Source organism: Collinsella sp. BIOML-A6 (assembly GCF_009875845.1).
In the GTDB taxonomy this organism is placed as follows: Bacteria; Actinomycetota; Coriobacteriia; order Coriobacteriales; family Coriobacteriaceae; genus Collinsella; species Collinsella aerofaciens_H.
The window spans coordinates 1-16,847 of sequence record NZ_WWSL01000023.1 but is presented as its reverse complement, the minus strand read 5'-3'; the positions used below and the strand labels follow the sequence as shown (position 1 = coordinate 16,847).

Sequence of the window (16,847 nt, the reverse complement as noted above, 5' to 3'; positions counted from 1 at the left end):
TAAGCGCCGATTTGCATCGGCATAGATTGCCATGCAACAGGGGTCGACTCCAAGCCAGACTGGAGTCGACCCCTGTTTTCGTTTTAAAGGTTGCCCGCAGGCACCATGGGTGCCAACATGCGCTTCAGCTTGGCTGGTTTATTTGAACATAAGCTCGACTATTCCCGCCCAAACCGCTTTCTCATCAATATCCTCACCTTGAGCGACCGTATTGCTTGCTCCCTCCAGAACGGTATAAAGAATTTGTACGTAGAGCATTACGTCGGCGCTATCGGAAAACGCGCCAATCTCTACACCATGAAGAAGGATGTCTTTAAGCGCATCCATGGTTCGTTTGGTCGCCGTCGCTTGACGTTCCTGAACTGCAGGAATTCGATTTGCTTGAACGCTAACCTCGGCCAGCACGCGCCGGCGCTTTTCATCGCTTCGATAGCCACCTATAACTGAATTGCCGAGCTCGATAAGCGCGGCCTTGAACCCGTCCCTATCGACTATTAGCGAGTAGTCGCGCTGATAGTCAATGGTCGGAAACATGCTGTCCAAGAGCGTAGTGAAAATCTCCTCTTTTGAGGGAAAGTAGTAGTACACCGACGGCTTGGATATACCGACAAAGTCGCAAATCTTTCCGATAGACGCTTTGTCATAACCGACTTCTGCCACAAGATCGTACATTGCGTCCAATATTTTTTTTCTTGTGCTCACGCTGCATTTCTCCATTGCAAATCACTTCCGCACTACCAACATTATTAAGGATGGCAACGGAACATCAATTCGTGTCCAAACATGACCACTATATACGGCGAACGGTATGTATCAGTAGGCGAGCGGCAATTATTCAAAATTATCTACCGAACGGTAGGTATAGTAGTACTATAGCAGGTGAAACCCCGCTATTGTCGCGGCCGGACAGCATCGCGGGAAACCCGACGGAAGGACCAACCATGTACGAGAACTATCGTATGCCGGGCGAGTTCGAGAAGCGCTCCAACGTCTATGTGACATGGCTTCCCGATTACATCCGTGCAGAGGGCTACGATAACCGCCAGCCCTGCGTTGACGTGATCAAGGCTCTGCTCGAGTATGGCGACGTTACGGTCAACCTCAATTGCGGCACCCCCGGCTCCTATGAGGAGGCTTGCTCGCGCCTGAAGGAGGAGGGGGTTGATCTCGATCGCATCGAGATCACGCAGTTCGAAGACTCCAACTTCTATGTCCGCGACAACGGTCCCAGCATCATGGTCGACGACAAGGGCCATTCTTATATGGTCAACCCCGCTTGGACCTATTACGGCGTGTGGGACAAGAACTCCCCGGAGTGCCAGTCCGCACGTAAGGCAGCCGTTCACATGGCGGTTGCGCTCGGTTGCTTCGATATCGTCAATTCCGAAATGGTTTCGGAGGGCGGCGACCGCGAGTTTGACGGTCACGGCACTCTGATCGCCATCGAGGACACGGAATGCCGCAAGCGTAATCCCGAGTTCACGAAAGAGGAAGTAGAGGCCGAGTATAAGCGCATCTACAACCTCAACAAGGTTATCTGGCTTCCGCAGCCTATGCTCGAGGACGACGACTATCGACTGGGCATCCTCGACGAGAAGGAAGACGGAACTCCCGTCTTTGGCATGAGCTTTGCAGCTCACATTGATGAGATGTGTCGCTTTATCACTCCGAACAAGATTCTTCTTGCTGAGGTGTCCGATGAAGAGGCAGCCTCGAGCAAGGCTGGAGCAGAGTCTCGTCGCCGCATTGAGGCAGCCTACGAGATCCTGAGCAACGAAACGGACTGGGAGGGCAAGCCCTTCGAGATCGTTCGTATGCCCGCCGCCGAGCCTATTGAAGTCGTTATCGCCCCTGGCGATGAAGATTACGAGCTCTATAAGGGCTTCATCGACGAAATGGGCGGCAAGTTTATGGATGGCACCCCCTGGCCCGAGGGCCCCGTCCACTTCTACGCCGCAGCGAGCTACTGCAACTTCCTGATTTGCAACGGCGTCGTTCTTGGCCAGCGTTATTACCACGAGGGCATGAGCGAGGTCGTGAAAGAGAAGGATGAGCAGGCCAAGGCAGTTCTTGAGAGCTGCTTCCCCGATCGCAAAGTCATCATGATTGATTCCCTCGCGCTTAACCTGTCCGGCGGCGGCGTGCACTGCTGGACTAAGGACGTGGCGGCCAGTCGTTAGTGAGCCTTAGAGCCTGCGCTCTTTGGCTTAGGCGCCACATGTACCGCTCCCCGAGGGATATCCGTGTTTTCCTCGGGGACACATTCAACAATAATTTTGATAATAATTCGAAAGGAAATAGGCATGAACAACAGCCTCCGCGGTCGCGACTACATCAACATCCATGATCTCTCCTCCGAGGATTTCCGCTATCTCATCGATCTTGCTTGGAACCTTAAGGCTCAGAAGAAGTCTGGTGTCGACCAGCGCTACTTCCCCGGCAAAAACGTCCTCGCCAACTTTGAGTGGGGCTCGACCCGTACTCGTTGCGCATTCGAGACCTCCTGCAATGATTTGGGCATGGGCTTCACTTATCTGACCAACTCCCACATGGGTGACTGCGAGACCGTCAAGGATGCCATGCGCGTCTTTAACGGCATGTACGATCTCATCGTCTACCGCGCACAGAAGGACGAGCAGTTCCTCTATGACGTCGCCGACCTGGTTGACATCCCGGTCATCAATGCCCTTACTCTCGGCGATCACCCGACTCAGATGCTCGCTGACGCTCTTACGATGGAAGAGCAATGGGGCGGTCTGCGTACGAGCCGCGGCAAGAAGATGGCTTTCGTTGGCAACTGCGCCGGCGCCCCAGTGTGGTATGGCCGTCTGTGCGCTATGCTCGACATGGACTTCCTCGCCATCGGCCCCGACGACCTCCGTCATCAGATGTGCAAGGAAATGATCGAAGAGGTGGAGGCCTGCTACGCCAAGTACGCTCCCAATAGGACCTTTACCATCACCTCTGACCTCGATGCCCTGGATGGCGTTGACGTTATCGTTACCGAGGAGTGGCGCTACATCAACCCCGAGTGCGGAGAAGAGGTTCTGGATCCCGACGACTACAACTCCTGGTTGGGCGATGCCGAGTCTCTGTACCCCTATCGCGTCACCAGCGAGCTGTGCAAGCGCACCAACAATCCCGACATCTTCTGCATGCATGAGCTTCCCTCTGTCCACAACGCGGATCACCGTGTTGGCAAGATGCTCCTCGACCAGTGCAAGAACGACCTTCATCGCGAGATCATCACCGAGGGTTTCGAGATTGCCGACGAGTGCTTTGAGGCCAACGCTTCGGTCATCTTCCGTGAGGCAGAGAACCGTCAGCACACCATCAAGGCCGTTATGTGTGCCCTTCTGGGTCTCTAGGAGCTGCGTCAATGGAAAATGCAAAGTTAAAGAGCAGCAAGGTTTACGCATGGGTTCTCGTAATCGCGCTCGGCCTTATGTCTGCCGGCACGACCGGATCCTATAGCGTCATCGCGGGCTCCTTCGTCGCACCCGTGTGCGAGGAGTTCGGGTTTGACTATTCCATCTTCTCGTATTACTTCACCGCAACGCTCATTGGTCTTGCGGCAGCTCTTCCGTTTGTCGGAAAACTCATTCCCAAGGTCGTTGGCAAGGTTTGGCTCCCCGTTGTCGAGCTTATTTTGCTCGCTGCCGGCGCAGGCATGGCCTTCTACACCGAAGTCTGGATGTTCATCGCCGCTGGCGCCCTGATTGGCGTTTGCTTCGCCTTCACCACCGGCGTCGCTATGTCCGACGTTATTGACCAGTGGTTCAAAAAATCTGGTGGCCTGGCAATCGGTCTCGCTTGGGCAGTGAACTCGATTTACATGCTCATCATGAGTCCCGTCATCACCTCTGTCATCGAGGCCGCTGGCTGGAGAACTGGTTATCTGGTGCTCGCCGGTGTTTCCGCAGTGCTCATTCTCCCAGCTTCCATTCTGATCATCCGCTACAAGCCTCAGGACAAGGGCATGCTGCCCTATGGCTACGTCGAGGGCGAGACGGTCACCGAGACCGAGGAGACGACCGAGGATAGCACGCGTGGCGTTAGCTATGCGCGCGCCATTAAGTCGCCTGCCTTCTTCTTCTGCATCGGCTTCCTCTGTCTCGTTCAGCTCACTTGCTGCATGAACCAGCTCTTCCCGACGTATGCTTCCGAGGTTGGTTTTAGCCCCATGGTGGGCGGCTTCATGGTATCCGCTGCATCGCTCTTCGATCTGTTCCTCAATCCGATCGTCGGCACCACTTGCGATAGGTTCGGCAGCACGAAGGCCATTCTGGGCTGGCTCGCTGTCTCCATCCTCTCCTTTGTCATGCTCATGATGAGCAGCGGCAACTCGACGCTCAGCATCCTCGCAGCAGGCGTGAACGACGTAATGTACGTCATCGCTGGCACTGCCCTGACCGTTTTGGTTATGGATGTCTTTGGCTCCCGCGATTTCGGTCGCATCTTCGCGCTGATCTGCTCCGTGGGCTATATCGTCGGCGCCTTTGGCATGCCCGTTATGATGAAGGTCTATGAGCTTGTCGGCTCCTTCCAGGGCGTCTTCATCTTCTGCATCGCATGCAACGTTATTATCGGCCTGTTCTTGCTGCTGGCAAAAAAGACTGGTAAGAACCTCTCCTGGGACGAATAGTTCGATTCGTCTTAGACATACGCTGTAGGGCTTAACCTGCAGCCGCTTTGGGGCATCGACTAACATCGGTGCCCTTTTTCATCGAATGTGACAAAGGAGCAGCCACTTTGTCACATTGAGTGGCATGTAAATCGAGGTCTAATACTTTTCCGAGAAGTGAACGGCCATACTTGGGCCTCCGAAGCATCGACATTTTTAGACGTCAAACCCGCAGGATTTGGCTGGCAAAACCGCAGGAAATTGCATCTCGAAAGTGCAGATGCTTCGGGGCCCGTTTTCACTCGTTCACTTCTCAGGAAAAGTATTAGACCTCGTTGTATGGGGTGCGGCTGGAGGGTGGTCATCGTTCAGTAGCTACCTCTTCCTTGTGAATCGCCTGAAGCGCAAGGCATAATGCATGTGACAAAGGGACGGCCCCTTTGTTGTGTTGATATGAGAGAAGAGTAGATGATCCTTTCGCTGGCCCCCATGGAGGGGATTACCGGGCATGTGTTCCGTCGCGTGCATGCGGAGTGCTTCGGTGCGCTCGATTGCTATTACACGCCGTTTTTGCCGCCGCCGCGGGTGGGAAACCGCTTTGGCGGCAAGGCGTTTAAGGAGATCGATCCTGCCAATAACCAGGGGCTCAACGTGGTGCCTCAGCTGATGTCCAAGAACGCGGACGAGTTTGTGTGGGCGGCACAGGTGCTCGCCGACATGGGCTATCGCGAGGTCAATCTCAACTTGGGTTGCCCCTCGGGGACGGTTGTCGCCAAGGGCAAGGGCTCGGGTTTCTTGCGTAATCTCGACGAACTTGAGGTGTTCTTGAGTGACGTGTGTGAGCGCTCTCCGCTGCCGGTATCGGTCAAGACCAGGTTGGGGTTGGAGAGCGACGACGAATACGAACGCGTACTCGATCTATATTGCCGCATGCCGCTGGCAGAGCTGATCGTGCATCCGCGCGTGCAGAAGGACCGTTATGCGGGCTCGCCGCGCAAAGAGTTTTATGGCGAGACGCTGGAGCGTGCGCCGTTCCCGGTTGCCTATAACGGCGATATTTTTGATCTTGAGGATATGGATGCGCTGGTGGAGGCCTATCCCGGCACGCGCCATGTGATGTTGGGGCGTGGCCTGCTCGCGAACCCCGCTCTGGCTCGCATGGTCAAGGGCGGCCCTGCTGCAACGGCTGCTGAGCTGCAGCGCTTCCACGACACGCTGTTTGCGGCATATGCAGAAGAGATTGGCGGCAATGCGGTCTTCCGCATGAAGGAGTGGTGGTTCTACGCCAAGTGCGCTTTCGCTGATCCCGCTACCGTCCACAAGATCGTACGCAAGACCAAAAAGGTCGACGAATACCGCGCTGCCGTCGAGCGCGTCTTTCGCGAACAGCCGCTTGCACCCACAGCTCGCTTCAACGACTAGTTAGTCGTTGGGGACGTTCTTTAACGACTAGTCATTTATGAACGTCCCCAATGACTATGTTGCACTAGAGCAGGTTTTCCTGCACCCATGCGATGATGTCGCTTGACTCGTAGAGCGGCTTGCCGTCGATGAACAAGCAGGGAACCTGGCGTTTTCCGCCGACGGCGATGAGTGCCTGCTCAGCATCGCCGTCGATCGAGATATTGCGCTCGGGGATGGTCACACCGTTATCGGCAAGGAATCGCTTGACCTTTATGCAATACGGGCAGCCGGTCATAACGTAGAGCACGAGCTCATGATCAGTAGTCATAGGTCTCCAATCGGTTGCGGTTTTGATTGAAATACCCAAAGCCGCCGCGGTCTATGCACGCGTCAACGACGACTCAATGGCCTGTACCAGAAACGCCGTGGCTCCGGTGCCGCAGGGCTTGTCGTAGTAGTCAACAAAGCGCTGGTCGGCAAGATAGCCGTGGGCGAGGCCCAGGCATGCTTCGTCTTGGGGCTCGTGTCCCCAGTTGAGACCAATCCAACGACGATGCATCGCGACGAGCTTGCGAGCCTCGCTTCCATTCGCATCGCCATCGCCCATGGCAATCGAGAGCTGACCCAGAATAGCGCGTTCAAGTTCTTTCATGTCGCTCCATGTCTGAGGGTCCATGTCCAGTAACGTTTCGTTTGCTGCATCGATCGCCTCATCGCCGTAGCGCTTCCGAGCCTCGGCGCCGTAGCGCTCCTCGTTTTCCTGCACGGTGCGCCAGCGCTCCAGTTGCGGCAGGACGGCGCCCATGAGCGAGACGGCTTCGTCGAGCGACATGCCGGTGTTTTGCGCCAGCCGCGGAGCGCAATCCTCGATCATCGCCTCCATGGTGGTGTCGTAGGTGTACTTGCCGTGGTCGTAGCACCACTTGCAGTAATGGTCGGTCGTGGCGCCCGTGGCATCGGTGCCGCAGTCGTCGGGCGTGAGTATCATGCCGCAGCTCTGACAATAGTGCTCGGGCATTTCGAGCAGGTGAGACAGGGGCTCGCCGGTTACGGCGGCAATGAGCTTCATCATGTCGATGCCCGGTGTGACCTCGCCGCGCTCCCAACGGCTGATGGCCTGGCGTGTGACGAAGAGCTTGGCGGCGAGCTGCTCTTGGGTAAGGTGATGGGCGCGGCGGACAGCGATGAGCTTTTCTGCAAAGGCCATAGCGGCTCCTTTCTGCTGGTTGATGGCTTAAGCATACGCGGTGACAGGCGCCCTTCCAAGCAACCGTTGGTTGCACGACGGGGGACCGCGGCGAAGAATTGCGCGTAACGCCCCATGCCCCCATGCCGTACAATGACCGGCATGGAACCTATCGCACACATACATACCGACCTGCCGCAGAAGTTCGGCATCCCGCGCAACAGCTTTTTGGCGCCCCATCTGCAGGGACGCATCGTTTTTGAGCCGGAATTTGCCTCCAATGCAGCGGTTGAGGGTCTGGACTCCTTCTCTCACCTGTGGCTGCTGTGGCGCTTCGAAAACGGAACGCCCGGCGGCACGGCTAAGGATATTGCCGTCGACGCTAAAACGCAGGACAGGTCCGGCACCAACGTCAAGTGGTCGAAAACCGTGCGCCCGCCGCGCCTGGGTGGAGCCGAGCGCGCGGGCGTCTTTGCCACGCGCAGCCCGTTTCGCCCCAATCCTATCGGACTTACCTGCGTAAGGCTCGATCACGTTGAGCTCACCGACGATGGCCCCATCATCCATGTGCTGGGGGCCGATCTGCGCGACGGCACGCCCATCTACGACATTAAGCCCTACATTCCGTTTGCGGACTGTCACCCGGATGCGACCGGCGGCTGGATTGAGGATGCTCCGTGGCAAGAGCTCGACATCGAGTTCCCGCAGACGCTGCAGGATATGGTCCCGCCCACAAAGCTCCCCGGCCTGGTCGAGGTCCTGCGCCAAGACCCGCGCCGCGCAGGCAGCAAGCACGAGCCGAACCGCGTCTATCATCTGGCCTTCGCCGGGCTCGACATATCGTTTACGGTCGATGAAACCCAGCTAACCGTAGTTGCCGTCAACGACGCGCGAGACTAACCGGCCATTCGTCCGCACCCGTCAAATTAAGCGCCAAACCCCATGCCAAAACCGCCCACGCTGGTGGACAATAACGCCTATCGAAACAGTCTACTTTGCACGGGAGCTCAGCATGAAATACGACTTTAGCTCGCTAATCGATCGCCACGGCATGGACTCCATCGCCGTTGACTCCTGGGGCGAGATCCCCGGTATGGCTCCGAACGCACCCGACGAGGGCTTCGACCGCATTCCCATGTGGGTGGCCGACATGAATTTTGCCACGGTGCCCACGGTCCAGGAGCACATCATTCAGCGCGCTCAGCATCCCATGTTTGGCTACTTTAACCCGCGCTCCGAGTATTTCGACCGCATCATCGAATGGCAGAGCCGCCGCAATGGCGTCGAGGGTCTGCGCCCTGAACATATCGGCTACGAAAACGGCGTGCTGGGCGGTGTCGTGTCGACGCTGCGTGCGTATGTTCAGCCAGGCGATGCGGTGCTGGTCCACAGCCCTACCTACATCGGCTTTACCAAGTCCATCGAGGCCGCGGGCTATCGTATTGTCCACAGCCCGCTTAAGCTCGACGACCAGGGCGTGTGGCGTATGGACTTTGAGGACATGGAGCACAAGCTCGCCCAAAACCACATCCATGCCGCGGTGTTCTGCTCGCCGCACAATCCCTGCGGCCGCGTATGGGAGCGCGACGAGATTGAGCGCGCCATGGACATCTATTGCCAGCACGATTGCGTGGTGATTTCGGACGAGATTTGGTCCGATATCATCCTGCCGGGGCACAAGCACATCCCGACGCAGTCGGTGAGCGAGGATGCCCGCATGCGCACGGTTGCCCTCTATGCGCCGAGCAAGACGTTCAACCTGGCGGGCTTGGTCGGCAGCTACCACATCATCTATAACGAGACGCTGCGCGACCGCGTGTGCGCCGTGTCCAACAAGACCCACTACAACGAGATGAACGTCCTCTCCATGCACGCGCTTATCGGTGCCTACCAGCCGCAAGGCTACGAGTGGGTGGACGAGCTCAACCAGGTGCTTGCCGGCAATATCGAGTACTTCTGCGATTACGTGGACGAGCATTTTGAGGGCGTGTCCTATTCGCGTCCGCAGGGCACGTACATGGTGTTTCTGGACTGCACCGAGTGGTGCCGAGAGCATGGCCGCGATATTCAGTGGTTGCTCGATGAGGGGGCACGCGTGGGCGTGGGGTATCAGGACGGCCGCCCGTTCCACGGACCCTGCCACATTCGCGTGAATCTGGCGCTGCCGCTTTCGCGCGTAAGGGAGGCGTGCGACCGCCTGGACCGCTACGTTTTTAATGCACGGTAAGTGAGCACTGCATGCGGGGCCTTCTGCCAAGTCGGCTTGAAGGTCCCACACGGTAAAGCGCCTGTAACAATTGGGCACTCGTGTGGTTTTGTTTGCTATTATCTTTAACCATTTAAGTCTGTAAACAGGATCGTATGGAGCTCGATGAAAAGATCCCGTCGCTCGGTTGCCATTTCGTTGTTTGTTGCGCTTGCAGTGGCGAGCGTCTTTGTCGTAGCGATAGCTGGCTGCTCCGGGTCGAATGACGGAGCCTCGACGTCTGCATTAGAAGGTCTGGACGCCTCGCAAGTCAAAGACGACGACCTTAAGACGCTCAACGTCGGCAGCGACCTCTATCCACCGTTTGTGTATACCGACGAGTACGGCGATATCGTTGGCCTGGATGTCGAGATATTGACCGAGGCTTTGGCTCACATTGGTTACAAGCCAAAATACCAGCTGATCGACTGGGAAAAGAAGAAGGAGCTGCTGGCGAGCGGCGAACTCGATTGTGTCATGGGCAGCTTTAGTATGACGGGTCGCGAAAACGAATATCGTTGGGCCGGCCCGTACCTTGCGAGCCGCCAGGTGGTCGCGGTCGATCCCCAGAGCGATATCTACACGCTTGCCGATCTTGAGGATAAGATCGTGGCGGTTCAGTCCACCACCAAGCCCGAGGACATTTTGCTCAATCGCACAAATGAAAACGTTCCGCAGATCAAAGAGCTCTACTGCTTTTCGGACCGCTCATACCTGAACCCGGCGCTCGTCGAAGGTCTGGTCGACGCCATCGCCGCGCATGAGTCCACGCTGCTCACCTACGAAAAAGACTATGGTGTGACGTATCGCATTTTGGATGAGCCGCTGCTAGAGGTTGGTTTGGGCACCGCTTTCGATATCAACGATACGCGTGGCATCGACGTTAAGCTCACCCGTGCCTACCAAGAAATGCTTGCCGATGGCACCATGGAACGCCTGGTGTCAAAGTACTTTGATGACCCTTCGCCATTTTTGAATATGGAGGGCCTGTCATGATCGATGCGCCCGACCACGCCGCTCAGGAGCGGGGCAATCGTTCGACAGGGGCATGGCTCCTTGTCGCTCTGCTGGGGATAGCGCTCTCGGTTGTTGCCGGCATGATGAGCTACGGTTATACGACGGCCCAAGCCGAGCAGCGCTTTGCCGACGTTGTCGATTACGTGGCGACGCAGAGTCTTTCCTACGATGCGTTCAACAGCGCCTATACGACCAAAAACCTGATTCGCGTTATGGAGATCGCCGGAGAGGCTGCCCGCGATATGGAGCGCGACGGTTCGGTGGATAACGCCATGCTGGAGCAATACGCCGACCAGTTCAACGTGAGCGCGCTGATCGTGACGGACGCATCGGGCAATTTGGTGTCCGAGTCCTCGACGGGCGATGTGGACTACGGGTCGCTCGCTACGTATCTCAAAGAATCACCCGTGCTTGAGGTGGCAACTCATCCGCTTAAGTCCTATACCGCCCGCATCACGCTTGCGGATGATTCGGTCGCAGACATTGGCTGCGTGACTCGGCAGGATGGCGAGGGCATCGTTATCGCGGTAAGGCATCAGAGCGCGAAAGCGGTTGCAAGCAATACACTCAAACTGCAGAGCTTGCTTGATGGCTATGAAACCATCGATAGCGGCAATATCGTGATCGAAAGCGACGGCAAGGTCGTTGCGACCAATGCCGTTGAACCCACCGTATTGGGCGTGTTCGATCTGCCTGCGACGGATGTCTTTATTGTCGACGGTATTAAGGATCGATGTCTGGCTGGTAAGGTCAGATTGGTTAACGCCGACGGCGAGTGGTATTTGGGCACATTTGGAAAAGCGCACAAATTCTATGTGTACACCTATGCCTCGGCGCAGCGCTACTTTGAGGTCGCCGCGGCTGTTGCCGCCGGCGTGCTGGTGCTCTACGGCGGTGTTATAGCCGTTGTTGTGACGGTGCGTCGTCGCGCTGATCGTCGACGTTTGACGGACTTGCTGCAGCAGGAGCGCGACTATGGCGACAAGCTGGCAAAGGCGGCGCGTGAGGCCTCGTCTGCCAACTCGGCAAAGACGGAGTTTCTGCGTCGCATGAGCCACGATCTGCGCACGCCCATCAACGGCATTCGCGGCATGGTCGAGGTTGGCGATGCCAATGCGGACGATCTACAAAAGCAGACTGAGTGCCGCTCAAAAATCTGGACGGAATCGGGACTGCTGCTCGACCTTGCCAACGAGGCGCTCGATATGAGTCGCCTGGAGAGCGGGCAGGTCGACCTGAACCTCGTGCCCATAAATTTGGTGGCCCTCAACTGTGAAGTGCGCGATATTCTGGAGCGCCAGGCCGAGGAGCGTCTGGTGACAATTATCTCCGACCAGCAGACGCTTAATCATCCCTATGCGCGGGTGAGCGTGACGCACCTCAAGCGTTTGTTGCTCAATATTGCCGGCAATGCCGTCAAGTACAACCGCCAGGGCGGCTATGTCCGCCTGGTGTGCCGCGAGGTGGAGCCAGCGGATGGCGTCCCCGTCTATGAATACACGATCGCCGACAACGGTATTGGCATGAGCGAGGAGTTCCAAAAGCACCTCTACGAGCCGTTTTGCCGCGAGGAGCAGCAGGTGGAAGGCGCTTCGTCGGGAACTGGCCTGGGCGCGCCTATCGCAAAACAGCTGGTCGAGCTTATGGGCGGAACCATGAGTTTTACGAGCGTCTTGGGGCAGGGGACGACGTTTACCATCCGCCTGCCGTTCGAGAAATGCAAACGCTCCGAGATTCCTCAGGCAGTTCGCGCGGATGCGGGCGATGACGATGCGCTCCAGGGCTTGCGCGTTTTGCTCGTAGAGGATAACGATCTGAATGCCGAGATCGCGCAGTTTACGCTCAGCCGTGTCGGCGCCGTCGTGACGCATGCTAAGGATGGCGAGTCTGCCGTTGAGGCGTTTGCCGCGAGCGCACCGCACGAGTACGACGTGGTGTTGATGGACATCATGATGCCTGGCATCGATGGCCTTGAGGCCACGCGTCAGATTCGAGCGCTCGATCGCGAGGATGCCGCGACCACGCCGATTATCGCCGTGAGTGCCAACGCCTTTGCCGACGACCGCAAGCTTTCGCGCGAGGCGGGCATGAACGCGCACCTGAGCAAGCCTGTGAGCTCGCAAGAGCTCGTCGAGGCGCTAGCACACATCGCCGCCGGCGTTTCATAAGCATATGGCCCGGTTCCAAGGTGGGTTGGAACCGGGCCATATTGCTATTTGCGAGACCTGCTGAGGGGCTTACTTTTCCTGAATCTGCTTACCGCAGAGATGCTCAATCGTAATCTCGTAGAGTTGGACGCCCTTAATGTCCTTGGCGATTTCCTCTTCGACTTCCTCGGCAGAAGGGTAGTACTTAAGGGCGAGCTGGCGGACTTTGTCCTCGATAAACGCGGGGGTGTCATTCGCCAGGCGACAACGGCCAAAGACGACGGTGCTCATAACGTAGGGAGCCCAGTCACCGTCCTTGTACCACTCGTTGCCGTAAACGGTAAAGCAGACCTTGTCATCGCGCTTGAGTGCGTCGACCTTGTGGCCTGCCTTGGCGCCATGGAAATAAATCTTGTCGTGCTCGGCGTCAAAGAAGTAGTTGACGGGAATGGCGTACGGGTAGCCATCGTCGCCGTTGACGGCAAAGACGCCGCGCTTGCAGGTGGCGAGCAGTTTGCGCGCTTCCTCGTCGGTGATGGCGCGTTTCTTTCGACGTAAGGGCCTAAACATCGCTGGCTTCCTTTCTGGTCGTGCGTGGTTGTTGCAAAAACTATAGCGAAATGGATCCGTTTTTCTTGATGCGGGCGAGTATGTTTTTGAGCTTGTTAAAGTCGAGCGGTTTGGACAGATGGGCGTTCATGCCGGCATCGTGTGCCGCCTTGGCGTCCTCGGCAAAGGCATTGGCGGTGAGCGCGATGATGGGGATATCGGCTGCATCGACCTTCTCGCTCAGACGAATCGCGCGGGTTGCCTCATAGCCGTCCATGCCCGGCATCATAATGTCCATCAGGATCGCATCGAAGCTGCCGGCGGGATGCGATAGGTACAGATCGACGACTTCGTTGCCGTTGGCGGCGCGGGTGACCACGACGCCCTCGGATTCTAGCAGCGCCTGGGCAATCTCGGCATTCAATTCGTTGTCTTCGGCGAGCAGTACGTTCATGTCGGCGAGCGAGCAGTCGAGCGCCCCCTCGACCGTATTCGCCCGCGCCTGGGGGTTCTTGTCGATATCGAGCGGAATCTCCACGTAGAACGAGGTGCCCGCATGGAGCTCGCTGGTGACTTCGATGGTGCCGCCCATCAGTTCAATAGCGACTTGACGATTGGCATGCCCATGCCGGTTCCTTGGAACTTGCTACGCGCATCGTTACCTTCTTGGGCAAACGGCTCATAGATATGCTTTAAAAACTTGGAAGTCATGCCAATGCCGGTATCCGAAACGCTAAAGCAAAAGAGCGCGCGCCCGTTATCGAGTGGCTTGGTCTTTGAGCTAAAGGTGACGGAGCCGCCGTACTTGTTGTACTTAATGCTGTTGTCTAACAGGTTGATCATGATCTGTCGGATATGGGTGGGACTGCCGACCATGTATGGCCCCGTGGTGTATGGCAGACTATTGTCCTGCATGGTGATGCCGTTATCGGATGCGCGGAGCTTGCACAGCACTAGCGTATTGTCACAGAGCTCTTTGAGGTTAAAAGGCGCATGTTCCAGTGTTATCTTGCGGTCTTCGATTTTGCCCATCTCGAGGATGTCGTTAATCAGCGAGAGCAGGTGATTGGCGGCAACACGAGCCTTGGCGCGGCTTTCGCGGGCGACCTGGATATCGCCTTCCTTCAATTCCTCGATATCGATAAGGCCCAGGATGCCGTTGAGCGGCGTACGGATGTCGTGGCTCATGCGCGTGAGGAATGCCGTCTTAGCGGCGTTGGCGGCGTCGGCTTTTTCGCGCTCGGTTCGAGCGCGCACGAGCGCCCAGATGAGCAGGACGATGCTGACCGACAACATACCGATGAGGGTGGAGGCAACGGCGGTGCGGTTGCGATAAAGGAATTGAAGCGTGTTGGATTCCTGGGCCGTGTACGACGTAGAGGAGTAATTGCTTGCGGAGAGCGATTCTCCGGCATTGATGATGCCCTTGTTGATGATTCCCAGCAGCTCGGGCTTTCCGCGCGAAATCCAGCACGAGAGCTCGCAGGTGTCAGGGAGCTCGACCGTCTCGCAGTCCTCGAGATCATAACGATCGCCGAGGGTTTTTACGCGTGAACTGGGAGCGACGACGCAGCGCGCCGTTCCCCTCCTGAGGGCGTCGAACGCTTCATCGTCGGATCGGTATTCGGTCACGGTCGCTGTGGGGAACAGACTTTCAAGTACGTTTCGGTTGATAAACGATGATTTGGTACAGGCGATGTTCTGAAGGTCTTTGTTCAGGTTGCTTCCGCTGTGGATGGCGGTGAGGGATATGGTCCCCAACGATACCGACTGCACAACGCCTGATTGCTCGGCAAACCAGTAATCTCGGTATACCGGCAGCGCGACGTCTATGCTTCCCTTTGACAGGGCCTTTGACATCATCTTGTAGCTATCAAAGGCGACGGTTTTGACCGTAATGCCAAATTTATCGTGCAACGTCGTCGCAAGCGATGCGAGCGAGCCTTCCATTTTGCCGTCTTCGTCTTCGTTGCAGTAGGGGAGTTTGCCCGTAATGTAGCCGAGCGTGATGGTGTTGTTGTTCGCCTTGAGCCAGGCGCGCTCATCGCCGGTGAGCGAGGATGATCCGCTGTTTTGCGCTGAATAGTTCGATTTGACCTCGTCGTTATAGCGGGGGTTGACGCGGTTGATTGCCGCCATTGCGGAGTTGATGTTGTCCATCAGGTCGGGGCGGCTTTTGGGAACGGCAAAGTAGTAGTCGCTCGAACCGACGTAGAACATGGGCGACGCCTCGGGTGACGAAATGGTGTCGTTCATGATGATGGCGTCGACCTCGCCGTTTGCGAGCGCGTCAAAGAGAACGGAGCCTCCGTTATACTCCCTGTATGTGCAGGCGATTCCCTCGTTGGCGAGCCACTGCTGGCCGACGATGGTTTGCATAACACCGGAGTTGTAACCGATGGTGAGACCCTGGAGTGCTTGAGGGTCACCCTTGGCCAGGTCGTCACGGTCGGGCCTGGCGTAGATGTAGTAGCGCTCGGTGCCCTCGGCGTTCGAGGAAAAGAGCAGCTTTTGGGCGCGTTCCTCGGAGTAGGAGATGTTGGGCATGAGGTCGATCTCGCCTGCCTCGAGCATGTCCATAAGCTCGGTGAAGGTGCCGGAGACGTATTCGTACCGCCAGCCGGGCGTGTAGTACGACAGGGTCTGGAGGTACTCGTAACCCCATCCCGAGAGACGCTCGCCGGGGGTGCCGTTCTGGAAGCCCTCGTTGTTGACGAGCCAGCCGACGCGGACCGTCTTGACTGGCTGACTAGAGTCATCGGCAAAAGCCTGGACAGGCGCGATGGAACTCAGTGCGGCAAGCGCGGCAAGCACAATGGGCAGGGCGCGACATATAACTGAACGAAGGACAGTGGCAGCTCTCACATGCAATCCTAACGAATCGAGACATTACCGCATAAGGATACCAGCTCAGCCTGCCCAGCCGGCAGCTGTACCGCTAAACGCTCCCGCCCGGCAGTCATTGGGTGTTCCTATAGTTTTGTCAACCGTCGGGGCTACTCCCGGTAGGGCACCCGGTCGCGCATCACGGCGTATATCGCCCTGAGCCGCTTTCTCGCGACGGCCTTGAGCGCCCGCCCGTGGCCCATGCCCCGCGCCCTGCAGGCCCGGTAGTACTCGCCGTAGCGCCCCGACGACCTGACCAGGCTGTTGCACGAGAAGATCAGCAGGGACTTGAGCCTCGCGTCGCCGCGCCTGGACGCCCTGACCGACCTAACCGACGTGCCGGAGCTTCTCACCCTCGGTGCGATGCCGCAGTACGAGGCCAGGTGGTCGTGGTCTGGGAACCTCCCGATGTCGACCGACACCGCGAGCTGCGCCGCCGTCCTCGGCCCGATGCCGGGCACGGTGAGTAGGCACGCGTAGGTCTCGTCGCCCTCGAGCAGCGCCGCCGTCTCGGCCTCGAGGGCCCCGGCCTCGTCGAGGGCCTCCGATATCCGGGCGGCCAGGAACCTGACCTGCCTGTTCTCGGCCTCGACGAGCGCCGGCGGGCGCGCAGTCGAGGCGGCCGCGGCCTCCCCGGCGGCCTCGGCCCGCGGGCCCCCGGCCCCGGAGCGGGCGATCCCCCACGCCCCGCCGAACCCGGCGAGCAGCTCCATGTATTCCGTAACATCTAAATCGACAAAAACGGCAGCATAAAGTCGACACTTCCCGCAAGGGGCATGCTGACCAGAT

General features: G+C 57.7%; 15 protein-coding genes. 8 read left to right on the top strand and 7 right to left on the bottom strand.

The genetic code is table 11. The features are described from left to right. Window positions 1-138: 138 nt before the first annotated feature. Window positions 139-702 carry a TetR/AcrR family transcriptional regulator gene (locus GT495_RS08160; RefSeq protein ID WP_022094929.1) on the bottom strand — a complete coding sequence of 188 codons (564 nt, stop codon included), beginning with the start codon at window positions 700-702 and terminating at the stop codon, window positions 139-141. A 239-nt stretch (window positions 703-941) separates the two neighbouring features. On the opposite strand from GT495_RS08160, the gene GT495_RS08155 reads away from it, so the two are divergent. The 4 genes from GT495_RS08155 to GT495_RS08140 all read left to right on the top strand — a co-directional run bounded on the left by GT495_RS08155 (window position 942) and on the right by GT495_RS08140 (window position 6,046). Next, the gene (locus tag GT495_RS08155) at window positions 942-2,180 is read left to right on the top strand and encodes an agmatine/peptidylarginine deiminase (RefSeq protein WP_161162249.1); all 1,239 of its coding nucleotides are present in this window, start codon (window positions 942-944) and stop codon (window positions 2,178-2,180) included. A 123-nt stretch (window positions 2,181-2,303) separates the two neighbouring features. Beyond that, window positions 2,304-3,368, top strand: a complete 1,065-nt coding sequence (locus tag GT495_RS08150) for an ornithine carbamoyltransferase (RefSeq protein WP_006234575.1) — start codon at window positions 2,304-2,306, stop codon at window positions 3,366-3,368. Between the two features lie 11 nt (window positions 3,369-3,379). Further along, complete coding sequence (locus tag GT495_RS08145; protein ID WP_022094931.1) at window positions 3,380-4,645, top strand: MFS transporter; 1,266 nt, start codon at window positions 3,380-3,382, stop codon at window positions 4,643-4,645. Window positions 4,646-5,092: 447 nt separating this feature from the next. Continuing rightward, window positions 5,093-6,046 carry a tRNA-dihydrouridine synthase gene (locus tag GT495_RS08140; RefSeq protein WP_161162248.1) on the top strand — a complete coding sequence of 318 codons (954 nt, stop codon included), beginning with the start codon at window positions 5,093-5,095 and terminating at the stop codon, window positions 6,044-6,046. Between the two features lie 64 nt (window positions 6,047-6,110). On the opposite strand, the gene GT495_RS08135 is transcribed toward GT495_RS08140, so the two are convergent. After that, entirely contained in the window at window positions 6,111-6,356 is a 246-nt protein-coding gene (locus GT495_RS08135) for a glutaredoxin (RefSeq protein WP_161162247.1), read from the bottom strand. Window positions 6,357-6,407: 51 nt separating this feature from the next. Next, window positions 6,408-7,235 carry a TipAS antibiotic-recognition domain-containing protein gene (locus GT495_RS08130; RefSeq protein WP_161162246.1) on the bottom strand — a complete coding sequence of 276 codons (828 nt, stop codon included), beginning with the start codon at window positions 7,233-7,235 and terminating at the stop codon, window positions 6,408-6,410. A gap of 141 nt (window positions 7,236-7,376) precedes the next feature. Here GT495_RS08130 and GT495_RS08125 point away from each other — a divergent pair, with 141 nt between their 5' ends. The 4 genes from GT495_RS08125 (at window position 7,377) to GT495_RS08110 (ending at window position 12,644) form a co-directional block, all read left to right on the top strand. Next, the gene (locus GT495_RS08125; RefSeq protein ID WP_240128151.1) at window positions 7,377-8,114 is read left to right on the top strand and encodes a tRNA (N6-threonylcarbamoyladenosine(37)-N6)-methyltransferase TrmO; all 738 of its coding nucleotides are present in this window, start codon (window positions 7,377-7,379) and stop codon (window positions 8,112-8,114) included. A gap of 112 nt (window positions 8,115-8,226) precedes the next feature. Then, window positions 8,227-9,441, top strand: a complete 1,215-nt coding sequence (locus GT495_RS08120) for a MalY/PatB family protein (protein ID WP_161162244.1) — start codon at window positions 8,227-8,229, stop codon at window positions 9,439-9,441. A gap of 144 nt (window positions 9,442-9,585) precedes the next feature. Beyond that, window positions 9,586-10,455 (top strand): ABC transporter substrate-binding protein, encoded by an 870-nt coding sequence (locus GT495_RS08115; RefSeq protein ID WP_161162243.1) that lies wholly within the window; start codon window positions 9,586-9,588, stop codon window positions 10,453-10,455. After that, window positions 10,452-12,644, top strand: a complete 2,193-nt coding sequence (locus GT495_RS08110; protein WP_161162242.1) for a response regulator — start codon at window positions 10,452-10,454, stop codon at window positions 12,642-12,644. Before GT495_RS08115 ends, GT495_RS08110 begins: the two co-directional genes overlap by 4 nt. A gap of 69 nt (window positions 12,645-12,713) precedes the next feature. On the opposite strand, the gene GT495_RS08105 is transcribed toward GT495_RS08110, so the two are convergent. The 4 genes from GT495_RS08105 to GT495_RS08090 all read right to left on the bottom strand — a co-directional run bounded on the left by GT495_RS08105 (window position 12,714) and on the right by GT495_RS08090 (window position 16,771). Further along, window positions 12,714-13,193, bottom strand: a complete 480-nt coding sequence (locus tag GT495_RS08105; protein WP_161162241.1) for a pyridoxamine 5'-phosphate oxidase family protein — start codon at window positions 13,191-13,193, stop codon at window positions 12,714-12,716. A 40-nt stretch (window positions 13,194-13,233) separates the two neighbouring features. Then, on the bottom strand, window positions 13,234-13,764 hold the full coding sequence (locus GT495_RS08100; protein ID WP_161162240.1) for a response regulator: 531 nt from the start codon (window positions 13,762-13,764) through the stop codon (window positions 13,234-13,236). Next, window positions 13,764-16,037 (bottom strand): transporter substrate-binding domain-containing protein, encoded by a 2,274-nt coding sequence (locus GT495_RS08095; protein WP_161162239.1) that lies wholly within the window; start codon window positions 16,035-16,037, stop codon window positions 13,764-13,766. The genes GT495_RS08100 and GT495_RS08095 overlap by 1 nt, the downstream gene beginning before the upstream one ends. A gap of 131 nt (window positions 16,038-16,168) precedes the next feature. Then, entirely contained in the window at window positions 16,169-16,771 is a 603-nt protein-coding gene (locus GT495_RS08090; protein ID WP_161162238.1) for a transposase, read from the bottom strand. Between the last annotated feature and the right edge of the window lie 76 nt (window positions 16,772-16,847).

Coding starts and splice junctions, on each gene's coding strand:
- GT495_RS08125 (WP_240128151.1), top strand. CDS start 7,377: ATGGAACCTATCGCACACATACATACCGACCTGCCGCAGAAGTTCGGC.
- GT495_RS08140 (WP_161162248.1), top strand. CDS start 5,093: ATGATCCTTTCGCTGGCCCCCATGGAGGGGATTACCGGGCATGTGTTC.
- GT495_RS08150 (WP_006234575.1), top strand. CDS start 2,304: ATGAACAACAGCCTCCGCGGTCGCGACTACATCAACATCCATGATCTC.
- GT495_RS08155 (WP_161162249.1), top strand. CDS start 942: ATGTACGAGAACTATCGTATGCCGGGCGAGTTCGAGAAGCGCTCCAAC.
- GT495_RS08110 (WP_161162242.1), top strand. CDS start 10,452: ATGATCGATGCGCCCGACCACGCCGCTCAGGAGCGGGGCAATCGTTCG.
- GT495_RS08100 (WP_161162240.1), bottom strand. CDS start 13,764: ATGGGCGGCACCATCGAAGTCACCAGCGAGCTCCATGCGGGCACCTCG.
- GT495_RS08090 (WP_161162238.1), bottom strand. CDS start 16,771: ATGGAGCTGCTCGCCGGGTTCGGCGGGGCGTGGGGGATCGCCCGCTCC.
- GT495_RS08105 (WP_161162241.1), bottom strand. CDS start 13,193: ATGTTTAGGCCCTTACGTCGAAAGAAACGCGCCATCACCGACGAGGAA.
- GT495_RS08115 (WP_161162243.1), top strand. CDS start 9,586: ATGAAAAGATCCCGTCGCTCGGTTGCCATTTCGTTGTTTGTTGCGCTT.
- GT495_RS08120 (WP_161162244.1), top strand. CDS start 8,227: ATGAAATACGACTTTAGCTCGCTAATCGATCGCCACGGCATGGACTCC.
- GT495_RS08135 (WP_161162247.1), bottom strand. CDS start 6,356: ATGACTACTGATCATGAGCTCGTGCTCTACGTTATGACCGGCTGCCCG.
- GT495_RS08130 (WP_161162246.1), bottom strand. CDS start 7,235: ATGGCCTTTGCAGAAAAGCTCATCGCTGTCCGCCGCGCCCATCACCTT.
- GT495_RS08145 (WP_022094931.1), top strand. CDS start 3,380: ATGGAAAATGCAAAGTTAAAGAGCAGCAAGGTTTACGCATGGGTTCTC.